24 protein-coding genes are annotated in these 20,001 nt (G+C 75.8%); 9 read left to right on the forward strand and 15 right to left on the reverse strand.

Annotated elements, in window-relative coordinates:
- Nucleotides 1-14: 14 nt before the first annotated feature.
- The 3 genes from ASF47_RS00760 to ASF47_RS00770 all read right to left on the reverse strand — a co-directional run bounded on the left by ASF47_RS00760 (nucleotide 15) and on the right by ASF47_RS00770 (nucleotide 1,770).
- The gene (locus ASF47_RS00760; RefSeq protein ID WP_056862137.1) at nucleotides 15-431 is read right to left on the reverse strand and encodes a pyridoxamine 5'-phosphate oxidase family protein; all 417 of its coding nucleotides are present in this window, start codon (nucleotides 429-431) and stop codon (nucleotides 15-17) included.
- An 89-nt stretch (nucleotides 432-520) separates the two neighbouring features.
- On the reverse strand, nucleotides 521-928 hold the full coding sequence (locus ASF47_RS00765) for a YchJ family protein (protein ID WP_235558567.1): 408 nt from the start codon (nucleotides 926-928) through the stop codon (nucleotides 521-523).
- Nucleotides 925-1,770 (reverse strand): adenylate/guanylate cyclase domain-containing protein, encoded by an 846-nt coding sequence (locus ASF47_RS00770; RefSeq protein WP_056862139.1) that lies wholly within the window; start codon nucleotides 1,768-1,770, stop codon nucleotides 925-927. Before ASF47_RS00770 ends, ASF47_RS00765 begins: the two co-directional genes overlap by 4 nt.
- Nucleotides 1,771-1,858: 88 nt before the next feature.
- On the opposite strand from ASF47_RS00770, the gene ASF47_RS00775 reads away from it, so the two are divergent.
- The 3 genes from ASF47_RS00775 to ASF47_RS00785 are packed head-to-tail and all read left to right on the forward strand — an operon-like array spanning nucleotide 1,859 to nucleotide 6,352.
- On the forward strand, nucleotides 1,859-2,836 hold the full coding sequence (locus ASF47_RS00775) for a universal stress protein (RefSeq protein WP_056862140.1): 978 nt from the start codon (nucleotides 1,859-1,861) through the stop codon (nucleotides 2,834-2,836).
- 53 nt (nucleotides 2,837-2,889) lie between these two features.
- Nucleotides 2,890-4,278: a hypothetical protein gene (locus ASF47_RS00780; protein WP_056862141.1), complete on the forward strand. Its 1,389-nt coding sequence runs from the start codon at nucleotides 2,890-2,892 to the stop codon at nucleotides 4,276-4,278.
- Complete coding sequence (locus ASF47_RS00785) at nucleotides 4,271-6,352, forward strand: vWA domain-containing protein (protein ID WP_056862142.1); 2,082 nt, start codon at nucleotides 4,271-4,273, stop codon at nucleotides 6,350-6,352. The genes ASF47_RS00780 and ASF47_RS00785 overlap by 8 nt, the downstream gene beginning before the upstream one ends.
- Nucleotides 6,353-6,380: 28 nt before the next feature.
- Here the strand turns inward: ASF47_RS00785 and ASF47_RS00790 are convergent, their stop codons facing one another.
- The 4 genes from ASF47_RS00790 to bla all read right to left on the reverse strand — a co-directional run bounded on the left by ASF47_RS00790 (nucleotide 6,381) and on the right by bla (nucleotide 9,416).
- The gene (locus tag ASF47_RS00790) at nucleotides 6,381-6,776 is read right to left on the reverse strand and encodes a DUF2695 domain-containing protein (protein WP_235558568.1); all 396 of its coding nucleotides are present in this window, start codon (nucleotides 6,774-6,776) and stop codon (nucleotides 6,381-6,383) included.
- 93 nt (nucleotides 6,777-6,869) lie between these two features.
- A complete protein-coding gene (locus ASF47_RS00795) occupies nucleotides 6,870-7,409 on the reverse strand; it encodes a hypothetical protein (RefSeq protein ID WP_056862143.1) in 540 nt (179 codons plus the stop codon).
- Between the two features lie 173 nt (nucleotides 7,410-7,582).
- Nucleotides 7,583-8,431, reverse strand: a complete 849-nt coding sequence (locus ASF47_RS00800; protein WP_056862144.1) for an ABC transporter substrate-binding protein — start codon at nucleotides 8,429-8,431, stop codon at nucleotides 7,583-7,585.
- Nucleotides 8,432-8,435: 4 nt separating this feature from the next.
- Complete coding sequence (bla, locus tag ASF47_RS00805) at nucleotides 8,436-9,416, reverse strand: class A beta-lactamase (RefSeq protein WP_200918905.1); 981 nt, start codon at nucleotides 9,414-9,416, stop codon at nucleotides 8,436-8,438.
- Between the two features lie 44 nt (nucleotides 9,417-9,460).
- Between bla and ASF47_RS00810 the strand changes: the two genes are divergently transcribed.
- From ASF47_RS00810 to ASF47_RS00825, 4 genes are read left to right on the forward strand one after another with little or no spacing between them, the layout of a single operon-like run.
- Entirely contained in the window at nucleotides 9,461-10,240 is a 780-nt protein-coding gene (locus tag ASF47_RS00810; protein ID WP_056862145.1) for a TSUP family transporter, read from the forward strand.
- Nucleotides 10,241-10,244: 4 nt separating this feature from the next.
- On the forward strand, nucleotides 10,245-10,886 hold the full coding sequence (locus tag ASF47_RS00815; RefSeq protein ID WP_056862146.1) for an IMPACT family protein: 642 nt from the start codon (nucleotides 10,245-10,247) through the stop codon (nucleotides 10,884-10,886).
- Between the two features lie 32 nt (nucleotides 10,887-10,918).
- The gene (locus tag ASF47_RS00820) at nucleotides 10,919-11,308 is read left to right on the forward strand and encodes a hypothetical protein (protein ID WP_056862147.1); all 390 of its coding nucleotides are present in this window, start codon (nucleotides 10,919-10,921) and stop codon (nucleotides 11,306-11,308) included.
- 57 nt (nucleotides 11,309-11,365) lie between these two features.
- Entirely contained in the window at nucleotides 11,366-11,893 is a 528-nt protein-coding gene (locus ASF47_RS00825) for a GNAT family N-acetyltransferase (RefSeq protein ID WP_235558569.1), read from the forward strand.
- Nucleotides 11,894-11,906: 13 nt separating this feature from the next.
- On the opposite strand, the gene ASF47_RS00830 is transcribed toward ASF47_RS00825, so the two are convergent.
- From ASF47_RS00830 to ASF47_RS00840, 3 genes are read right to left on the reverse strand one after another with little or no spacing between them, the layout of a single operon-like run.
- Entirely contained in the window at nucleotides 11,907-12,443 is a 537-nt protein-coding gene (locus tag ASF47_RS00830; RefSeq protein ID WP_156697673.1) for a hypothetical protein, read from the reverse strand.
- Between the two features lie 23 nt (nucleotides 12,444-12,466).
- On the reverse strand, nucleotides 12,467-13,801 hold the full coding sequence (locus ASF47_RS00835; RefSeq protein ID WP_056862149.1) for an ABC1 kinase family protein: 1,335 nt from the start codon (nucleotides 13,799-13,801) through the stop codon (nucleotides 12,467-12,469).
- A 23-nt stretch (nucleotides 13,802-13,824) separates the two neighbouring features.
- Nucleotides 13,825-14,184, reverse strand: a complete 360-nt coding sequence (locus ASF47_RS00840) for a hypothetical protein (RefSeq protein ID WP_056862150.1) — start codon at nucleotides 14,182-14,184, stop codon at nucleotides 13,825-13,827.
- Nucleotides 14,185-14,297: 113 nt separating this feature from the next.
- Here ASF47_RS00840 and ASF47_RS00845 point away from each other — a divergent pair, with 113 nt between their 5' ends.
- Nucleotides 14,298-14,684 carry a hypothetical protein gene (locus tag ASF47_RS00845; RefSeq protein ID WP_056862151.1) on the forward strand — a complete coding sequence of 129 codons (387 nt, stop codon included), beginning with the start codon at nucleotides 14,298-14,300 and terminating at the stop codon, nucleotides 14,682-14,684.
- On the opposite strand, the gene ASF47_RS00850 is transcribed toward ASF47_RS00845, so the two are convergent.
- The 5 genes from ASF47_RS00850 to ASF47_RS20435 all read right to left on the reverse strand — a co-directional run bounded on the left by ASF47_RS00850 (nucleotide 14,681) and on the right by ASF47_RS20435 (nucleotide 18,812).
- Nucleotides 14,681-15,976, reverse strand: a complete 1,296-nt coding sequence (locus ASF47_RS00850; RefSeq protein WP_056862152.1) for an MFS transporter — start codon at nucleotides 15,974-15,976, stop codon at nucleotides 14,681-14,683. The two genes, ASF47_RS00845 and ASF47_RS00850, sit on opposite strands and share 4 nt — an antisense overlap.
- A 38-nt stretch (nucleotides 15,977-16,014) precedes the next feature.
- On the reverse strand, nucleotides 16,015-17,070 hold the full coding sequence (locus ASF47_RS00855; RefSeq protein WP_200918906.1) for a YihY/virulence factor BrkB family protein: 1,056 nt from the start codon (nucleotides 17,068-17,070) through the stop codon (nucleotides 16,015-16,017).
- Nucleotides 17,057-17,554: a TetR/AcrR family transcriptional regulator C-terminal domain-containing protein gene (locus tag ASF47_RS00860; RefSeq protein WP_056862153.1), complete on the reverse strand. Its 498-nt coding sequence runs from the start codon at nucleotides 17,552-17,554 to the stop codon at nucleotides 17,057-17,059. The genes ASF47_RS00855 and ASF47_RS00860 overlap by 14 nt, the downstream gene beginning before the upstream one ends.
- Nucleotides 17,555-17,660: 106 nt before the next feature.
- Nucleotides 17,661-18,434: an aquaporin Z gene (aqpZ, locus tag ASF47_RS00865; protein WP_056862154.1), complete on the reverse strand. Its 774-nt coding sequence runs from the start codon at nucleotides 18,432-18,434 to the stop codon at nucleotides 17,661-17,663.
- Between the two features lie 204 nt (nucleotides 18,435-18,638).
- Nucleotides 18,639-18,812, reverse strand: a complete 174-nt coding sequence (locus ASF47_RS20435; protein WP_082499875.1) for a CsbD family protein — start codon at nucleotides 18,810-18,812, stop codon at nucleotides 18,639-18,641.
- A 134-nt stretch (nucleotides 18,813-18,946) separates the two neighbouring features.
- On the opposite strand from ASF47_RS20435, the gene ASF47_RS00870 reads away from it, so the two are divergent.
- The gene (locus tag ASF47_RS00870) at nucleotides 18,947-19,981 is read left to right on the forward strand and encodes a LacI family DNA-binding transcriptional regulator (RefSeq protein ID WP_056862155.1); all 1,035 of its coding nucleotides are present in this window, start codon (nucleotides 18,947-18,949) and stop codon (nucleotides 19,979-19,981) included.
- Nucleotides 19,982-20,001: the final 20 nt, after the last annotated feature.

Genomic DNA, 20,001 nt, shown 5'->3' on the forward strand with positions numbered 1-20,001 from the left:
GCGGGCGGGGGCGGTCAGGCCGAGTGCGCGATCGACGACGCACCGAAGGTGCGGCCGGTGACGTCGGTGGTCGGCAGCGCGACCACGAGCGTGCGGGTGCCGGCGGCCCACGGCACGGGCCAGCACTCGCGCACCGCCGCCAGCCGGGCGGGGTCGGTCACGAACTCGCCGCGCCCCCGCACGACCACGCTCCAGCCGCTGCGGCTGGCCACGTCGAGCGCGTCGACCTCGAAGGCGACCAGGCCCTCGCGGGCGTGCGTGCCGACGATGCTCCACGGGCTGGTCCGCACGACCACGCGGCCGTCGTGGAGCACGTAGGTCAGCGGCACGATGTGGGGCCCGCCCGGCGTGGAGACGGCCATCCGGCCGACCTCCGCCTCGCGCAGGTGGGCGAGGCACTCGTCGGGGGAGAGGTCACGGTGGTGGAGCACGCCTCCGAGCCTGCGCCGGGACGCTCGGGCGCGGCGAGGGCCGATGGTCCTCTCCCCACGGGACGGGTGTCCTCGGCTCCGCGAGGGGGCTAGCCGCCGGCCCCGCCGTGGTCGCCGCCGTGGTCGCCGCCGCTGCCGTCGAGGTAGACCCACCGCCCGGCCCGCCGCACGAAGCGGCTGTGCTCGCGCTGCTCCCCGGGGTGCCCGTGCCGCTCGTAACGGGCCACGAAGGCGACGTCGTCGGCCCCGGCCGAGAGCACCTCGAGCCCGGTCCACACCGTGGCGGGGTCGAGCTCGACGTCGTCGGGGCGGGTGCGCGGGTGCCAGGTGCGGAAGAGGTACGCCGCGTCGCCCACCGCGAAGGCGGCGTAGCGCGAGCGCATCAGCTCCTCGGGGGTCTCCGCCCGCGCGGCGCCACGGTGCAGGCGCCCGCAGCAGGCGTCGTAGGCCGCGCCGCTGCCGCACGGGCAGGTCGCGCGCAGCGGTCCGGTACTCACCCGACCTCCCCGCGGGGCAGGACCCGCCACAGGGCGTGCACGCCCGGCAGGCCCTTGAGCCCGACCTCCCCGGCCTCGACCAGCTCGACCGCGGCGTCGTCGTCGAGGGCGGCGCGCACGGCCTCGCTGGCCAGGACCTCCCCGCCCTGGGCGGTGTCGGCGACCCGGGCGGCCATGGCGACGTTGCGCCCGAAGTAGTCGCCGTCGCGGGCGACCACGGGACCGGTGTGGATGCCGATGCGCACCCGCACCGGCGCCACCAGCCGCAGCCGGGGGTCGAGGGTGCGCTTGAGGTCGCGCTGCACCCCCACGGCGGCGCGGCAGGCCGCCTCGGGATCGCGGAAGGCGACCATGAAGCCGTCGCCGGCGGTCTTGACCACCTGGCCGCGGTAGCGCTCGATCCGGGCGCGCAGGAGGGTGTCGTGGGCCTGGAGCACCCGCACCCAGGTGGCGTCGCCGAGCCGCTCGTTGAGCCGTGTCGACCCCTCGATGTCGGAGAACAGCAGGGTCACCCGACCGTCGGAGCTGGCCATGCTCGCCACGCTCTGCTGCTGCTCGGCGGCCCAGGCCTGGAGGTCCTCCAGCGAGGACTGGAGCAGACCCGCCACGCCCTGCTCGCGGACCCTGGTGGCGGTCCGCACGACCCGGCGCACGGCGCGCTCGGCCGGGGTGGCCGCGGGACGCGGGCGCAGGGCGACGTCGAGGTCGGCCTCCAGCACGGCGACGCGCCGCCGCGCCTCGCGCTCCCGCCGGCGGGCGGCCGACAGGCGCAGGGCCAGCGCGGCCACGGCAACGGCGAGCACGGCGCTGAGCGCCGCCAGGAGGACCACCGCGAGCGTCACGAGCCGAGAGCGTAGCGACGACCGAGGGCCCGCGGGGTCGGGACCTTCGTCCGTGGCTGCCGCCCGCGGGGCTGGTGAGGCTGGAGCCATGACGGTGACCGACCTCTCCTCCGCCCGCCCGACCGCCAACCTGCCCACCGGAGCCGTGGTCGTCGGGATCGACGGCTCCCACGACGCCGACCTCGCGCTGGCGTGGGCGGCGCGTCAGTGCCTGCTGCTGCGCCGGCCGTTGGCCCTGGTGCACGCCTACCGCCTGGTGGGCTCGGTGTGGCTCGACCAGGCCGGTGTCGACTCGCGCGACGTGCTCGACGCCGTCGGCGACGACGCGTGCACGCTGCTCCAGGACGCCCGGGGGCGGGTGCTGGCCGACCACCCCGACCTCGAGGTGGTGCTGCTGCTGCGTGCCGACGACCCGCGCTCCATGCTGGAGGACCTCTCCCGCCACGCCTCGCTGCTCGTGCTCGGGTCCCGGGGGCGCGGCCCCGTGGCCTCGCTGCTGCTGGGCTCGGTGAGCGTCGCCGTCGCGCGCCACGCCCACTGCCCCGTGGTCGTGGTGCGCCCCGGCGCCGCCGTGCGCCGCCCCGGCCGGGCGGGTCGGGGCGCCCACCCCGACGACCGCCCGCGCGGCGGGGTGCTGGTCGGCGTCGACGGCACCCCGGGCTCGCTCGCGGTGGTCGAGTTCGGCTACCAGCAGGCGGCGCTGCGCGGCCTGCCGCTGGAGGTGCTCCACTGCGTCTGGGACGTGCGGGCCACCGCCGCCGGCCTGCACCGCGCCCCGGCCGAGGACCCCGAGGTCGCCGACGTGCGCGCCCTGCTGTCGGAGGCGGTCGCCGGCCTGGCCGAGCGGCACCCCGGCGTCGACGTCACCCTGACCGTCGCCTACGGCCTGGCCGACGACGAGATCGTCGCGGCCTCACGGGGCCGCGACCTCACCGTCGTGGGCTACCGCCCCGGCTCCCCGGTGCGCTCGCTGCTGCTCGGCTCGGTGGCCCCGGCCGTGCTCGAGCACGCCGACGGCGCCGTGGCCGTGGTGCCCGTGGCCCCGCTGGTGGCCGAGCGCCCCTGACCCGCGCCCGACGCGCGACGGGGCGGTTGCGACCCGTCAGTAGCGTGGATCGCGTGACGTCTGCTCCCACCTCCACCACCGTCGGCGAGCTGCGGGCCTCGGGCCACGAGCACCGCCCGCTGCGCACCGAGATCCGCGACAACCTCCTCGCCGCCCTGCGCGAGGGCCGCGACCCCTGGCCCGGCCTGCACGGCCTCCAGGACACCGTGATCCCCCAGCTCGAGCGCGCCCTCATCGCCGGCCACGACATCGTGCTGCTCGGCGAGCGCGGCCAGGGCAAGACCCGGCTGCTGCGCACCATGGTCGGCCTGCTCGACGAGTGGACCCCGGTCATCGCCGGCTCCGAGCTCGGCGAGCACCCCTACGACCCCATCACCGTGGCCTCGCGCCGCCGGGCCGGTGAGCTCGGCGACGCCCTGCCGATCACCTGGCGCCACCGCGACGAGCGCTACGCCGAGAAGCTGGCCACCCCCGACACCAGCGTGGCCGACCTCATCGGCGACGTCGACCCGATGAAGGTGGCCGAGGGCCGCTCGCTGGGCGACCCGGAGACCATCCACTTCGGGCTCATCCCGCGCAGCCACCGCGGCATCGTGGCCATCAACGAGCTGCCCGACCTCGCGGAGCGGATCCAGGTGGCGATGCTCAACGTGATGGAGGAGCGCGACATCCAGATCCGCGGCTACGTGCTGCGCCTGCCGCTCGACACCCTCGTCGTGGCCAGCGCCAACCCCGAGGACTACACCAACCGCGGCCGCATCATCACCCCGCTCAAGGACCGCTTCGGCGCCGAGATCCGCACCCACTACCCGACCGAGCTGGTCGACGAGGTCGCGGTGATCCGGCAGGAGGCCGACCTCGTGGCCGAGGTGCCCGACTACCTCGTCGAGATCCTCGCCCGCTTCACCCGCAACCTGCGCGAGTCCTCCTCGGTCGACCAGCGCTCCGGCGTCTCGGCCCGCTTCGCCATCGCCGGCGCCGAGACCATCGCGGCCGCCGCCATCCACCGCGCGGTCTCCCAGGGCGAGGACGACGCCGTGGCGCGTCCGGTGGACCTCGAGACCGCCGTCGACGTGCTCGGCGGCAAGATCGAGTTCGAGTCGGGCGAGGAGGGCCGCGAGGGTGAGATCCTCACCCACCTGCTGCGCACCGCCACCGCCGAGACCGTGCGCACGCACTTCCGCGGTCTCGACTTCGGCGTGCTCGTCGACGCCCTCGAGAGCGGCGTGATGGTCACCACCGGCGAGCAGGTCACCGCCCGCGACTTCCTCACCGGGCTGCCGGTGCTGGGGGAGTCGGAGCTCTACGACGACGTCTGCGACCGGCTCGGCGCGACCAACGACGGCCAGCGCGCCGGCGCCATCGAGCTGGCCCTCGAGGGGCTCTACCTCGCCCGCAAGGTGAGCAAGGAGTCCGGGGGTGGCGAGACCGTCTATGGCTGACCGCTGGAGCCGTCGCCGCGCCGCGAGCTACGGCCGCTACGACGGGGGCGCCGACCCGCTCGCCCCGCCCGTCGACCTGGCCGAGGCCCTCGACGCCATCGGCGAGGACGTGATGGCCGGTGCCTCACCGGAGCGGGCGATGCGCGAGTTCCTGCGTCGCGGTGGCCGCGACCAGCAGGGCCTCGACGACCTGGCCCGCCAGGTCGCGGAGAAGCGTCGTGAGCTGCTCTCGCGCCACAACCTCGACGGCACGATGCAGGAGGTGCGCGAGCTCCTCGACCGGGCCGTGCTCGAGGAGCGCAAGCAGCTGGCGCGCGACGCGATGATGGACGACGCCGACCGGGCCTTCCGCGAGATGCAGCTCGAGGGCCTCCCGCCGAGCCCCGCGGCCGCGGTCAGCGAGCTGTCGTCCTACGACTGGCAGTCGCGCGAGGCCCGCGAGGCCTTCGAGCAGATCAAGGACCTGCTCGGTCGCGAGATGCTCGACCAGCGCTTCGCGGGCATGAAGCAGGCCCTGGAGAACGCCACCGACGAGGACCGCGCCGCGGTCGCCGCGATGGTCTCCGACCTCAACGACCTGCTCGACAAGCACCGTCGCGGCGAGGACACCGAGCAGGACTTCGCCGACTTCATGGACAAGCACGGCCAGCACTTCCCCGAGGACCCCCAGAGCGTCGAGGAGCTGCTCGACTCCCTGGCCCAGCGCGCCGCGGCCGCCCAGCGGATGCGCAACTCGATGACCCAGGAGCAGCGCGACGAGCTCGACGCCCTGGCGGCGCAGGCCTTCGGCTCACCGGAGCTGATGGACCAGCTCGGCCGCCTCGACGGCAACCTCCAGGCGCTGCGCCCCGGCGAGGACTGGGGCGGCTCGGAGCGGATGGACGGCCAGGAGGGCCTCGGCCTCGGCGACGGCACGGGCGCCTTCCAGGACCTCGCCGACCTCGACGCGCTCTCCGAGCAGCTCTCGCAGTCCTACGGCGGCGCGCGCATGGACGACCTCGACCTCGAGCTGCTGGCCCAGCAGCTCGGCGACGCCGCGGGCGTCGACGCCCGCACCCTGCAGCAGCTCGAGCACGCGCTGCGCGACTCCGGGACGCTGCAGCGCGGCTCCGACGGCCAGCTGCGGCTGACCCCGAAGGCCATGCGCCAGCTCGGGAAGTCGCTGCTGCGCGACGTGGCCCAGCGCATCTCCGGGCGTCAGGGCCAGCGCGACCTCGACCGCGCCGGCGCCTCGGGCGAGCGCTCCGGCGCCACCCGGTCGTGGGCCTTCGGCGACACCGAGCCGTGGGACGTCACCCGCACCGTCACCAACGCCGTGCTGCGCACCGTCTCCGAGGGAGGCTCGGCCGCCGACGGCGTGCGGCTGACCATCGACGACGTCGAGGTGCAGGAGACCGAGGCCCGCACCCAGGCCTGCGTCGCGCTGCTGGTCGACACGTCGTTCTCGATGGCGATGGACGGGCGCTGGGTGCCGATGAAGCGCACCGCGCTGGCGCTGCACACCCTCATCCGCAGCCGCTTCCGCGGCGACCACCTGCAGCTGATCGGCTTCGGTCGCAGTGCCCAGGTCATGGAGATCGAGGAGCTCACCGCCCTCGACGCCATGTGGGACAAGGGCACCAACCTGCACCACGCGCTGCTGCTGGCCAACCGCCACTTCCGCAAGCACCCCAACGCCCAGCCGGTGCTGCTCATCGTCACCGACGGCGAGCCGACCTCCCACCTGGAGACCAGCGGCGAGGTCTACTTCAGCTATCCGCCCCACCCGCTCACCGTGGCCTACGCCGTGCGCGAGCTCGACAACGCGATGCGGCTGGGGGCCCAGACCACCTTCTTCCGCCTCGGCGAGGACCCCGGTCTGGCCCGCTTCATCGAGCAGATGGCCCAGCGGGTCGACGGCCGGGTCGTCGCCCCGGAGCTCGACGACCTCGGCGCCGCCGTGGTCGGCTCCTACCTCGGCGACCGCAGCGGCCGCTCCGGTGGGGACCTTGGCTGGGACGAGGGCGGCGCCCGCGGCGGAGGCTACGGCGGTCTCTTCGGCGGCGGCCGGGGCTGGTGGGTCGGGGGCGACTGAGGCGGCGGCCCCGCCTCGGGCCCTCGGCTCAGCGCGGGGCGCGCTCCCAGTGGCCGCAGCCCCGCGACGACGTCCGGCGCACCCCTGCGCAGTCGGGCCACCGCGCGGGCGCGCTGAGCTCGTCGGTGTGCAGGTCGCGCTCCATCACGTGACGCGCCGGTCGCCACCCCGCGGCGAGCGCGGCGCAGTCGCACCCGCCGCCTCGGTGGGACAGCCGCCGCTCCAGCCCCGTCGCCGTGGGGGAGCGCACCTCGCGGAAGCGCTCGGCCCAGCGCATCGAGCCGTCGCAGCCGTGGGCCTGCAGCATCCGGGCCACGAAGCACAGCGAGCACTCCCGCGGGCGCGGCCAGGTCGCCTCGGCGGCCTCGTCGAGGATCTGGACCGCCACCCGGTCGCGCAACGGTGGGGTGTCGTGGTCGTGCACGCGTCCTCCGCTCCCGTCCGGTGCACCCTGCTCCGGCGTACGGACAGGTCTAGCGGGGGGCACCGACAGTCGCGGGCGGCGGCACGAGGGCCGCTAGGACCGCGCCACCGCCGCGCCGAAGGAGCGCGGCGAGCGCAGCCAGTCGACCGCGACCCCGCCGTCGGGTCGCGAGCCGGCGACCCTGACCTCCACCCGCACCGGGCCCTCGCCCGGCTCGGCCTCGAAGCAGTCGGTGTCGAGGCGCATCCTGACCAGGTCGTCGGCGTAGCGGGGGTGCAGGGCGTAGTCGCACAGCACGCGCTCCCCGGTCTTGCGCAGGCTCCAGGAGAAGGTGCGCAGCAGCGCGTAGTCGGTGCCGGCGAAGAAACCGCCGGTCAGCACGTAGTCGGGCTCCCGGTCACCGTCGGTGTCGAGGAAGACCGAGCCCCCGGTGACCTTCGGGCCGCTCTTGCGCAGGTCGCGCACCTCCACCGTCACCCGCACGGCGCCCTCACGGTTGACCACCGTCACCGCGCGCAGGTCGGCGGGGTGGTCGAGGTCGCCGGCCTTGTCGGAGAACGTCCTGGTCGCGGCGCTCGCCGGCAGCGCCGCCGTCACCAGCACGGCCACCGCCGACGCCACCACGGCGCCCACCGAGCGGCTCCCGCGTCTCGTCAGGACCATCCCCACCACGACCTTCCACGTCCGCGCGGCACCCCGACGGGCGCCGTCACCCCAGGCCTACTCCGGGTGCGTGCGCCGGCGCAACCGCCCGACGGCCCTCGACAGGGCGCGACGGCGCTCCGACGCTCGACGGGCACGGCGGCTCACGCAGGGTGCAGCACGGCGGCGAGCTCCTCGACGCCGTCGACGACCCGCGGGCCGGGGCGGGCCCAGTGGGCGTCGGCGTCCACGGGGTGCACGAGGACCCCGGCGGGCAGCAGGTCCGCGGCGAGGAGCGCGTCGGCCTGCTGGCGGGCGCCCTCGCGGTCGTAGCCGCACGGGGCGACCACGACGACGTCGGGGCGCGCCTCGTGCACGCGCTCCCACAGCACCCGGGTCGACTTCTCGCCCGCAGCGCCGAGCACGCACTCACCGCCGGCGGCCTCGACCATCTCGGGGATCCAGTGGCCGGGGGCGTAGGGCGGGTCGGTCCACTCCAGCACCACCACCCGCGGGCGGGGTCGGCCCGCCACGCGCGCCCGGACGGCGTCGAGGCGGGTCGACAGCGAGGCGGCAAGCGCCTGCGCGGCAGGCTCGCGGCCGGTGGCCCGGCCCAGGGCGACGACGGTGTCGAGGACCTCCGCCAGGGTGTGGGGGTCGCAGGTCAGGACCTCCGCGGTGCAGCCTAGGTGCGCCAGCGCGTCGTCGACCACGCCGACGTCGACCGCGCAGACCGCGCAGAGGTCCTGGGTCACCACCAGGTCGGCGTCGAGTCCCGCCAGCGCGCCGGCGTCGAGGCGGTAGAGGTCCTCACCGCGTGCGGCCGCAGCGGAGACGAAGGCGTCGATCTCCTCCGGCGCCAGCCCCTCGGGCATCGCCGAGGTCGACACGATGGTGCGGCTGCGGGCCTCGGCGGGGGTGTCGCACTCGAAGGTCACGCCGACGACGTCGTCGCCCGCGCCGATGGCGAAGAGCGCCTCGGTGGTGGCGGGGAGGAGGGAGACGATGCGCACGCCGTCAGTCTGCCTCTCCGAGCTCGCGGGCCACGACCCCGGCGGCCGCCGCGACCAGGGCGTCGCGCGCGACGGCGTCGACGTCCTCGCTGCGGGTCAGCACGGCCACCACGACCGGTGCGCGGCCGGGCGGGGTGACGACGGCGACGTCGTTGCGGGCGGCGTAGGTGGCCCCCGACCCGGACTTGTCGGCGACCGCCCAGTCGTCGGGCACGCCGGCGCGCACCAGGGTGTCACCGGTCTCGTTGCCCGACATCCACCGCAGCAGCAGCCGTCGGTCGGCGGGAGCGAGGGTGTCGTCGACCGCAAGGGTGCGAAGCGTGGTGGCCAGCGCCCGCGGCGTGGTGGTGTCGCGGTCGTCGCCGGGCTCGAAGCGGTTGAGCGTCGGCTCGGTGCGCCGCGGGTCGGTCACCCGGTCGCCCAGCCCGCGCAGGGCGCGACGCAGGCCGTCGGGCCCGCCGATCGCCTCGAGCACGATGTTGCCGGCGGTGTTGTCGCTGACCCGCACGGCGGCCTCGGCGGCGGCGCCGAGGGTGAGGCCGCGCCCCACCCGCTGCTCGACCACGGGGGAGTAGTCGACCAGGTCGGTGCGGCGCACCGGCACGACCCGCTCGAGGTCGGAGGGCGTCGTGCGGTCGAGCAGCACCGCGGCGGCCAGCGCCTTGACGGTCGAGGCGTAGGGGAAGCGCTCGTCGCCGCGGTGGGCCAGGGTCTCACCGGTGGCGGTGTCGATGGCCACGACGCCGACCCGGGCGGCGTACCGCTCCTCGAGGGCGGCGAACGCGGCTCGCCCGGTGGCCGGCTGCTGCGGGTCGACCGAGGAGGTGGCCCCGGGGCCGCCCGAGGGTCCGCTGCTGCGTGCAGGGGCGTCGTCGCCCCCCGCGCCGGAGCCGCAGCCGGCGGTCAGCACGAGGGCGAGGAGACCCGCCGCGGGGGTCAGGCGGCGGCGGGGGCGGTCGGACAGGGGCGGGAGGGCACGCGTCACCCCTCCTGCCTACCAGCCCCGGCCAGACGCCTACAGTCGGCGCAGTGGGGGACCTGTCGCTGACCGTGATCGCGCTCCTCGCCCTCGCGGCGGTCTCGGCGGGCTTCGTGGACGCCGTGGTGGGAGGCGGCGGTCTGATCCAGCTGCCGGCGCTGCTGCTCGGCCTGCCGGGCGCCTCGCCGGTGCAGGTGCTGGCGACCAACAAGCTGGCCTCGATCTGCGGCACCAGCACGAGCGCGGTGACCTTCTACCGCCGCGTGCGCCCCGACCCGCGGACCTTCCTGCCGCTCATGCTGGCCGCCTTCGTCGGCTCCGCGCTGGGCGCACTGCTCGCCTCGCAGGTGCCCCGCGAGGCCTTCGAGCCGATCGTGCTCGTCGCCCTGGTGGTGGTGGGGGCCTACGTGCTGCTCAAGCCCAGCCTCGGCGAGGTCACCGCGCTGCGCTTCGCCGGCCACCACCACACCACCGCCGCGCTCGGCGTCGGGGCCCTCGTCGGCTTCTACGACGGGGCGCTCGGCCCGGGCACCGGCAGCTTCTTCGTCTTCGCCCTCGTCGGCCTGCTCGGCTACGGCTTCCTCGCCGCCTCCGCTCAGGCCAAGATGGCCAACTGGGCCACCAACCTCGCCGCGCTGTGCGTCTTCGTGCCCCAGGGCGCGGTGCTGTGGCAGATCGGGCTGCTCATGGGCGCCTGCAACGTGCTCGGCGCCTACGTCGGCGCGCGCACGGCGGTCGCGCGCGGCGCCGCCTTCGTGCGGGTCTTCTTCCTGCTCGTGGTCTCGGCCTTCGTGGTGCGCCTCGGCGGCGGCGTGCTCGGGGTGTGGTGAGCCCGTGAGCGCCCAGGCCTACGCGACGGTGCGCGGCTCGGTCGCGGTCGAGACCGAGGTGAGGCGCTCGCGCTTCCTCTGCGTCGTGGAGCGGGTCGGGGGCGGGGCCGCGGAGGAGGCCGCCCGGGCCGTGGTCGAGCGGCAGCGGCGTGCCCACCACGACGCGCGGCACCACTGCTCCGCCTTCGTGCTCGGCCCGCCACCGCAGCCGGTGGAGCGCTCCTCCGACGACGGCGAGCCCGCCGGCACGGCCGGCGCCCCGATGCTCGAGGTGCTGCGCGGGGCCGGCCTCAGCGACGTCGTCGCGGTGGTGACGCGCTGGTTCGGCGGCACGCTGCTGGGCGCCGGCGGCCTGGTGCGCGCCTACGGCGACGCCGTGCGCGCCGCGCTCGACGAGGCCGACGTCGTGCGCCGCTCGCTGCTCGTCGAGCTCGAGGTCGACGTGCCCCACGCCGACGCGGGCCGGATCGAGGGCGAGCTGCGGGCGCGCGGCACCCGCGTCCTCGGGGCGACGTACGCCGGGGCCGTCACCCTGCGCCTGGGGGTGGCTCCCGAGCGCGAGCCGGCCCTCCACGCCACGCTGGCCGAGCTGAGCTCCGGGGCGCTCGCGGCCCGCGAGGTCGGTCGCCGCTGGGTCGACGCCTGAGCCCGGCCGCGGGCAGCGCCTAGGCTCGGGGCATGAGCATCCCCGTGGAGATCGCCGACCTGGCCGCCGCGCTGGAGGACTTCGGCGCGGGCTACCTGCTGACCGTCTCCACCTCGGCCGGGGTGAAGGCCGTGACGGTCGAGCCGACCCTCGAGGGCGGCACGCTGCTCGTGCGTGCCCCCGGGCGCGGCACGCTGGCCAACCTCGCGGCCCACGAGGCGGTCACCGTGCTCTTCCCGCCCCGCGAGCCGCGCGGCCACACCCTGCTCGTCGACGGCACCGCCACGGCCTGCGGCGACACGGGCGAGGACGTGAGGGTCGAGCCCACCGGCGCGGTGCTGCACCGCCCGGCCGACCACGCCGACGGGCCGCCCGCCCCGGGGGCCGGCGGCTGCGGCCACGACTGCACACCGGTCACCTGAGCGCTCACCTGAGCGGTCACGTGAGCGCCGGGCAGGACGCCCGGGCAGGATGACCGGGTGACCGAGCAGCCCTCCGCCGCGCCCGACCCCGCCATCCGTCCCGCGACCGAGGCCGACTGGCCGCGCGTGTGGACCTCCTTCGAGCAGATCGTGCGGGCCGGGGAGACCTACGCCTACCCCGAGGACCTCACCTGCGAGGAGGCCCGTGCCCTGTGGACCGGCGGCCCGGGCGCGGTGGTGGTGCTCGAGGAGGACGGCGAGGTGCTCGGCAGCGCCAGGATGGGCCCCAACCGGCCCGGGCGGGGCGCCCACGTCGGCACGGCGTCGTTCATGGTCTCCGAGCGGGCCCGCGGGCGCGGCGTCGGGCGGCGGCTGGGCGAGCACGTGGTGCGGTGGCACCGCGAGCAGGGATTCCGCGCCATCCAGTTCAACGCGGTGGTCGAGACCAACACCGCCGCCGTCGCGCTGTGGCGCTCGCTGGGCTTCACCGTCGTCGGCACCGTGCCGGAGGCCTTCGACTCCCGCGCCCACGGCCTGGTCGGGCTCCACGTGATGCACCTGCCGCTGACGGGCCCCACGCCCTAGCGGCGCCGGCGGGTCAGGTCGCGGCGCCGGCGGGGCCCGGGTCGTGCCCGCGGACCTCCGCGGTGAGGCAGGAGGCGAGCAGCGCCAGCCCGGCGAGCAGCCCCGCGACCGGCGCTGCGTCCCCGACGCCCAGGCCCGCCGCCACCGCGCCGGCGCCGCCGACCAGCACCAGCAGGCCGCCGAGCCGGGTGAAGACGGGGGCGCCGAAGGCGCGTGCGAAGGGCAGGAAGTGGGCGCCCACGACGAGCACCACCCAGGGCAGCACCACCGCCTCGAGGTCGAGGGCCACCCACGCGCGCGCACCGACGACGATCGCGACCGCCATCAGCGTGACGCTCCAGCCGTAGGTGCGCAGCGCGCTGCGCGGGGGTGCCGCGCCCCCACCGCCGCGACCGCGTCGGGCGACCAGCGCCGCACCCACGGTCAGGACGAGCAGGGCCACCGCCGCGGCCCGCAGCCACGTGGTGGCGGCCAGGTCGCCGGCGGCGTTCCAGACGAAGAGCGCGCCACCTGCGGCTCCGACCACGCTCCCGAGAGATCGACCGTCCACCGGGCCACCCCATCACACCCGGCTCAGCCCTCCGCGAAGCCCGGCATCGACTCGGTGAGGATCTCGCGGAAGGGCACCTCGGCCTCGAGCTGGCTGAGGATCCCGATCGCGCCCAGCCAGGTGCGGTGGATGAGGAGGTAGGACGGGGGCAGGTTGATCTTGATGGCGACGGTGAAGGAGGGGTCGCGAGGGTTGTTGATCCGCTGGAACTGCTCCTGCATCCACGCGCGGGTGAAGCGGAAGCGCTCGGTCTTGGTCGGCTCGACGAAGGGCGCGAGGTAGTCGAGCAGCTGCTGGGGGTCGAGGCTGACCTTGTCGCGCACGAAGCCCTCGCCCCGCAGCCCCTCCATGAGGGCCTCGGCGTCGCCGGTGGCGGCGACGCGGATGAGCCGGCCGGTGGCCTCGGGCAGGCGCCCCTCGGGGAGCCGGGCCACGGCGCCGAAGTCGAGCACGCCCATGCCGCCCGGCTCGTCGTCGCGGCGCGGCAGGATGCGGAAGTTGCCGGGGTGGGGGTCGGCGTGGAGCATGCCCGTGCGCGCCGGTCCGGCCACGAGGAAGCGCACGAAGAGCTCGCCGTAGTGGTCGCGCTCGGCCTGGGTGCCCTCGGCGATCACCTTGGCCAGCGAGGAGGTCGACTCGAGCCACTCGGTGACCAGGGTGGTGTCGCCGGCGGCCACCACGTCGGGCACGAGGATGTCGGGGTCGTCGCGGAACGCGGCTGCGAAGGCCCGCTGGGCCTCGGCCTCGAGGCGGTAGTCGAGCTCCTCCTCGGTGCGGGCCTGCATCTCCTCGATGAGCGGCTTGACGTCGAGACCGGGCACCATCGGCCCGATGGTGCGGGCCAGGCGGGAGAGCTGCTTGAGGTCGGAGCGCAGCGCGTCGCCGGCGCCGGGGTACTGCACCTTCACCGCGACGTCGCGCCCGTCGTGCCACCGGCCCTTGTGCACCTGGCCGATGGAGGCGGCCGCCGTCGGGCCGCCGTCGAGCCAGGTCAGCTGGCTGCGCCAGGTCGGGCCGAGGTCGGAGGCGATGGTGTCGCGCACGGTCTGGGTCGGCATGGGGGGCGCGGAGTCCTGGAGCTTGGTCAGTTCGGCGCGGTAGGGGCCGGCGAGCTCCTCGGGCAGGGCGGCCTCGAGCACCGAGAGCGCCTGGCCGAACTTCATGGCCCCGCCCTTGAGCTCGCCCAGGGTGCGGAAGACCTGCTCGGCCGTGCGCTGCTGGATGTCGGACATGACGGTCTCGGCGGGTCTGCCGCCGATCCGCTTGCCGAAGCCGAGCGCGCTGCGCCCGGCGTATCCCAGCGGCAGGGCCGCGAGGCGGGCCGTGCGCGCTGCTGCCTTGCGGGGGAGTTCGGGCATGGCCCCATCCTCCCCGAGCAGTCCTAATCCGGGCCGAGCACGACCGCCGTCCCGGAGCCGGGGCCGGGGTCCGCGCCGGCGGGCGCAGGCTCCTTGAGCTCCACGAAGAGCACCCGGGTGTCGGTCTCGCCGATGTTCTCCCCGAGGTGCTCCTGCGCCGGGAGCCACACCGCCGCGCCGGCCGGCAGCTCCACGTCGACCTCGGACTGCCCGCCCACCAGGCGCCGACGGAAGGACGACAGCGTCCACATCACCGAGTCGGGGTGGCGGTGGACCACCGTGCGGACGCCGGGGACGTCCTCGTAGAGCAGCACGCGCACGCGCTCGTTCTCCATGACCACGCGGTAGTGCTCGGGGTTGGAGGCGACGCAGTCGAGGGCCATGGCCCCGAGCCTCGACCCGGCGGGCGGGTCCGGCCAGGGTCGGAGGTCCCGCGCCCGGGCGGACGAGCCCGCGTGCTCAGGCGCCGGGGCGCGGCGCCCCCGAGGCTGGGGCGATGAGCTACTCCTTCATCCTCCTGCGCACCGCCCTCCAGGTCTTCGGGCTGCTGATCACGCTCGGGCTGGCCACGGCCGGGTCGGCGCTGCTCGGCTTCGGTGTCATGACCGCCTGCACGTCGACGACGCCGTCGTGCGGTCTGACCGACGCCGTGCTCGTCGTCGGCTGGCTGCTCCAGGGGGCGCTGCTCCTGGTGGCGGCCGCGCTCTGCGTCGGCCCGGTCGTACGCCGCCTGCGCCCGGTCACCCACCTGGCCCTGGCCGCGGCCGTGCCGCTCACCGCGCTGCTGGTGCTCGCGGGCACCGGCTGGGTGGCCGAGCGGTCCTACTGCCTGCCGTGGCACGACTCGGCGCGCCCCGACGACTACTGCGAGGTGACCCTCTAGGCCCGGCGCGGGGTGGCCCGGCGCAGCGCGGGCAGCAGGGCGAGGGCGAGCAGCCCGCCGCCCAGCGAGAGCGTCGCGAAGCTGCTGGCGCTCACCACCAGGCCCGACAGCACGCCGCCGGTGGCACCGGCCAGGGCGACCAGCACGTCGATCGCGCCCTGCACGCGGGGCCGGGTGGCGGGCTCGGTGGCGTCGACCACGAGGGCCGTGCCGGCGATGAGCCCGAGGTTCCAGCCCAGTCCGAGCAGCACCAGGGCCAGGGTGGTGAGCACGAGCGAGTCGCCGGGCGCGAGGGCCGCGGTGACCCCGGAGGCCAGCAGCACCGCGCCGGCGAGCACCGCCACCGGTGTGCGGCCCCACCGGTCGACCAGCCGGCCGGTGAGCGGGGAGGGCAGGTACATCGCGGCGATGTGCAGGCTGATCACGAGGCCGACGTCGGCCAGGTCGTGGCCGTGCTCGCGCATGTGGACCGGCGTCATCGTCATGATCGCCACCATCGTGACCTGGGTGAGCACCATGACGGTGGCGCCGACGTGGGCGCCGGGCCGGGTGCCGGGCCGGGTGCCGGGCCGGGTGTCGCGCCGGGTGCCGGGGGAGACCGGCGCACCGGCCGCGGTCGGTGCGGGCGCGGTGTCGAGGCGCCGGGCGAGCAGCAACGGGTCGGGCCGCAGCAGGGCGAGCAGCACGACCCCGGCCGCGGAGTAGGCCATCGCGGCCAGCAGGAACGGCCCGGCCAGGGCGGGCAGACCGAGCCCGACCGCGAGGCGGCCCAGCGGGCCGACGAGGTTGGGCCCGGCGACGGCGCCGACCGTGGTGGCCACCAGCGCGGTGCTGATCGCGCGGCCGCGCTCGGCGGGGGAGGCCAGGTCGGTGCCGGCGTACCTCGCCTGGAGGTTGGTGGCTGTGCCGGCGCCGTAGACCAGCAGGGCCGGGAGCAGCAGCACGACGCTGTCGAGGGCGGCGGCCACGACGATGCCCGCCGCTCCCGCCCCGCCGGCCAGGAAGCCCGCGGCGAGCCCGACCCGGCGCCCGAGCCGCTGGCTGGTGCGCCCCACGACGTACGCCGCGAGCGCCGAGCCGAGCGTGAAGAGCGCGACGGGCAGCCCGGCCAGACCGTCGGAGCCGAGCATCTGCTGGGCCAGCAGCGCCCCGACCGTGACGCCCGCGGCCAGCCCGGCCCCGCCCAGCACCTGGCCGGCCACGACCACGCGCATCGTGTGCCGCTGGACGCGCAGGCGCTCGGCCTCGCCGACCGAGGCGGTCCCGGCGGTCCCGGCGGTGGGTGCGGTCACGTCGGCCTCCTGGGCGGCGGTGGGGTGGCCCCCGGAACCTAGCCGGGCCCGGAGGACCTGTCGTCGCCGAGGTCCTCGGCGAGGTCGTCGGGCAGGTGCTCGGTGGCGAAGCCCACCTCGACGCGCTGGAAGCCCTTGAGCTGCTGGGCCTTGGCCAGGTCGGTGTAGGAGCGCACGTCGCCCTCGGTGAGGGTGACGTTGTCGGTGAAGGGCGTCAGCAGGGTGCGCGGGTGGAGGCGGTCGACGAGCACGACGTTGAGCTCCAGGCAGAGCACCAGCATCACGCTGGTGAGGTAGAGGAAGCCGAGCAGACCCAGCACGACGGCGAAGACGCCGTTGGTGGCGCTGGCGCCGCCGCTCGAAGCGCCGACCAGCGCGACCCCGGCGTACTGGAGCCCGAGCCAGGCCACTGCCGCCACGCAGGCCCCGGGCAGGACGTCGCGCCGCTCCAGCTCACGGGTCGTGGCGAAGCGGAAGACGAAGGAGAAGGCGGCGGCGTGGATGAGCAGGGTGCCGACGAGGATCGCCACCGACGAGAGCGGGCCGAGCACGTCGATCGCGCCCACGATCCCGGCGACGGCCGTGGTGGCGAGCACGTCGGCCCCGATCACGCCGAGCAGCACCAGGCTGCGGCCGCGGGCGGCGATGGGGTTGGGACGCTGGTTGCGCGGCACGGTCCAGGCGTTGTTGACGGCGTTCTGCACCGCCTGGCCCACGCCCATCGCGCCGTAGAGCGCGCCGCCGAGACCGACGACGATGCCGGTCACGCCGCCGCCGAGGCCCTCGGGGCGCTGGAGGTCGTCACCGACCGCCGGCAGCTGCGCCAGCGCGGAGTCGAGCAGCCGCTCCTGGAGGTCGGGGTGGCCGACGAGCACGAAGCCGAGGATCGTCGAGGCCAGGAGCAGCAGCGGGAAGAGCGAGACGAAGGCGTAGTAGGTGATCTGCGCCGACAGGCTGCCGCCCGCGTCGTCGACGTACTTGTAGACCACCGCCAGGGGCAGGCCCACGGCCTTGTGGCGCTGCTGGAAGCGGTCGACCCGGGAGACCAGGCCCTCGTCCTCGGTGTGCTCGGGGCGGGTCTCAGTGCTCGGCACGCAGGGCCTCCATCCGGGCCAGGACGGCCTCGAGGGCGTCGTCGACCTCGTCGGCCTCGTGGTCCTCGGCCAGGCTGGCGCCGAGGCGGTCGAGCACGGGGCGGCGACCCCGGGCCGCGGGGTCGCCGGGCGCCCCGGGGGAGTCGGGGCCACCTGCGTGCAGCGAGGCCTCGAGCAGCAGGTGGCCGAGCACGCAGGTCACGAACGCACGGTACGCCGCCACCGCGGCCGCGTCGTCGAACCCGCCGTCGACGAGCACGACCAGCACCTCCTCGACCCAGTCGACGTCGCCCAGCGGCGGGCGCAGCCCCGGCGCCGCCGCGGGGGCCGTCGCCAGGGCGGCGAAGGCCTCCGGGCGGGCCAGCGCGACGCGGCGCAGGTCGTGGGCCAGCCGCTGCAGGTGGTCCTGCCAGCAGCGCGCCGCGCCCGGGTCGGCGCGGCGCTCCGCGCGCAGCCGGTCGAGGAGGTGGTGCAGGTCGTCCACGGGTGTCCTTGCCGTTCGTTCCGGTTGAGGCGGCCCTGGCTCCATCCTGGAGCGCACGCAGGGACTTACAGCGTAAATCCGCTCAGCGCGCCGGGCCGCGGTCGGGTCAGTGCCGCGCGTCGCCCTCGATGTCGACCCCGGCGTGGCGGTCGCCGGTGGCGCCGGCATAGGCGAGACCGGCCAGCGCGGCCCCGACGAGGGGCGCGACGACGAAGAGCCACGACTGGCCGAGGGCGGCGGTGTCGAACCAGGCCACGCCCAGGGTGCGGGCGGGGTTGACCGAGGTGTTGGTCACCGGGATCGAGACCAGGTGCACCAGCGTCAGGGTGAGGCCGATGGCCAGGGGGCCGAAGCCGGCGGGCGCGCGCCGGTCGGTGACGCCGAGGATGACGAAGACGAAGACGGCGGTGAGCACGACCTCGGTGACCGCGGCGGCGAGCAGGGTGTAGCCGGCCGGCGACAGGTCGCCGTAGCCGTTGGTGGCGAAGCCGTCGGCGGTGGTGAAGCCCTCGCGGCCCGAGGCGATGACGTAGAGCAGGCCGCCCGCGACGCTCGCTCCGACCAGCTGGGCGCCGACGTAGGCCGGCACGTCGCGCCACGCGAAGCGGCGGGCGACGGCGAGGCCCAGGCTGACGGCGGGGTTGAAGTGGCCGCCCGAGACGTGACCCACGGCGTAGGCCATGGTCAGCACGGCCAGGCCGAAGGCCAGCGCGACGCCGAGGTAGCCGACCTCGTCACCGGCCAGGACGGCGGTGCCGCAACCGGCCAGCACGAGCCAGAAGGTGCCGACGGTCTCGGCGGCCAGGCGCACGGGCAGCGGCGGCGGCGCCGGTGCGGGAGAGGTGCGCGGGCGGGCCGGGGTGGTGGTCGAGCGGGACATCGGGTCGTGCCTCCTGGTCGTGACGCGCGGTGGCGTCGGTCGGTGGGTGGGTGGCGCCCCGGCGGTCCGGGGCGCGACAGGCGGCCCTCGCACGACGCGGACCGGTCGCGGGAGAGCCGCCTGCTGGGCGTGAGGAGTGCGGTGCGGGGGAGCGTCACGCGGCGCGCCGGTCGTCGACCGGCCCCCGGGGGCCTGGGGCCCGGGTCAGCCCTTGAAGACGTCCTTGACGTCCTCGCCGGTCTTCTTGGCCGAGGCCTTGGCCTGGTCGGCCTTGCCCTCCGCCTTCAGCGAGTCGTTGCCGGTGACGTCCCCGACGACCTCCTTGGCCTTGCCGAGAGCGTCCTCAGCGGCGTTCTTGGCCTTGTCAGCGATACCCATGATGGTTCCTCCTCGGTGTGGTGGGTCGTTCGTGGATGCGAACACCAGGTAGTCGCACCGACCTGCGCGATCGTCACGCGCGGCCGGGATGATCTGGATCACGCCGGGGGGTCGGCGGTGTGTAGCCTCCCCCCATGCCGGGGCCCCCCCGTCGCGCCGCGACGATCTACGACGTCGCCCGCGAGGCCGCGGTGAGCATCTCGACGGTGTCCAACGTGCTCAACAAGCCCGAGCGGGTGGCGAGGCCCACCCGCGAGCGGGTCCTCGCGGTCGCCGACGAGCTGGGCTACGTGCCGAAGTCGAGCGCGGCGCACCTGGCCCGCAAGCGGGTCGGGCGGATCGGGGTCGTCGCTCCCTTCACCGCCTACCCGTCCTACCTCCAGCGGCTCACCGGGATCCTCCGCGGCGCCTCCGGCCAGCAGCTGGAGGTCGGGGTCTTCGACCACGAGTCGGCGGCCACGGCCGCGACCCCGCTGCTGGCGAGCATCCCCGTGCGCGGTGCGGTCGACGGGCTGATCGTCATGGGCTCCTCGATCGAGCAGGTCGTCGAGGAGCGGCTGCTGGCCCACGGGGTGCCGGTGGTCGTGGTCGACGCCGACAGCGGCGCCTTCAGCGTGGTGACCATCGACGACTTCGGCGCAGGTCGCACCGCCGCGCAGCACCTGCTCGACCTCGGCCACCGCCGGCTCGGCTACGTGCTGGAGCGGCAGGAGGCGGAGTACGAGTCGCAGGCGCGACGTCGGCTCGGGGGCTTCCGCGAGGCGGTGGCCGAGGTGCCCGGGGCCACCCTCGAGGTGGTCTCCTGCCTCGGCACCGCGGCGGCCGCGGAGCAGGTCGCGGCCGGGATGCTGGCCGGCGGACCGGGCGGGCGGCCGACGGCGGTGATGGCCCACTTCGACGACCTCGCGCTCGGCGTCGTGCGGGCCGCGCGGGCGCTCGCGCTGCGCGTGCCCGACGACGTGAGCGTGCTCGGCTTCGACGACGGGCCGGTCGCCGACGCCGCCGACCTGTCCACGGTGCACCAGCCCTTCGAGGAGTCCGGGGAGGTCGCCGTACGGCTCCTGCTGCAGGCGATGGCGGCGGCCGTCGCCGGGGGAGCCGCCCCGCAGCGCCAGACCTCGGTGCTCGACTGCTCGCTGGTGCAGCGGGCCTCGACCGCCGCACCGTGACGGGGCGCCGCGTCCTCGGA

The organism is Nocardioides sp. Leaf285 (assembly GCF_001422955.1).
GTDB classification, from domain to species: Bacteria; Actinomycetota; Actinomycetes; order Propionibacteriales; family Nocardioidaceae; genus Nocardioides; species Nocardioides kribbensis.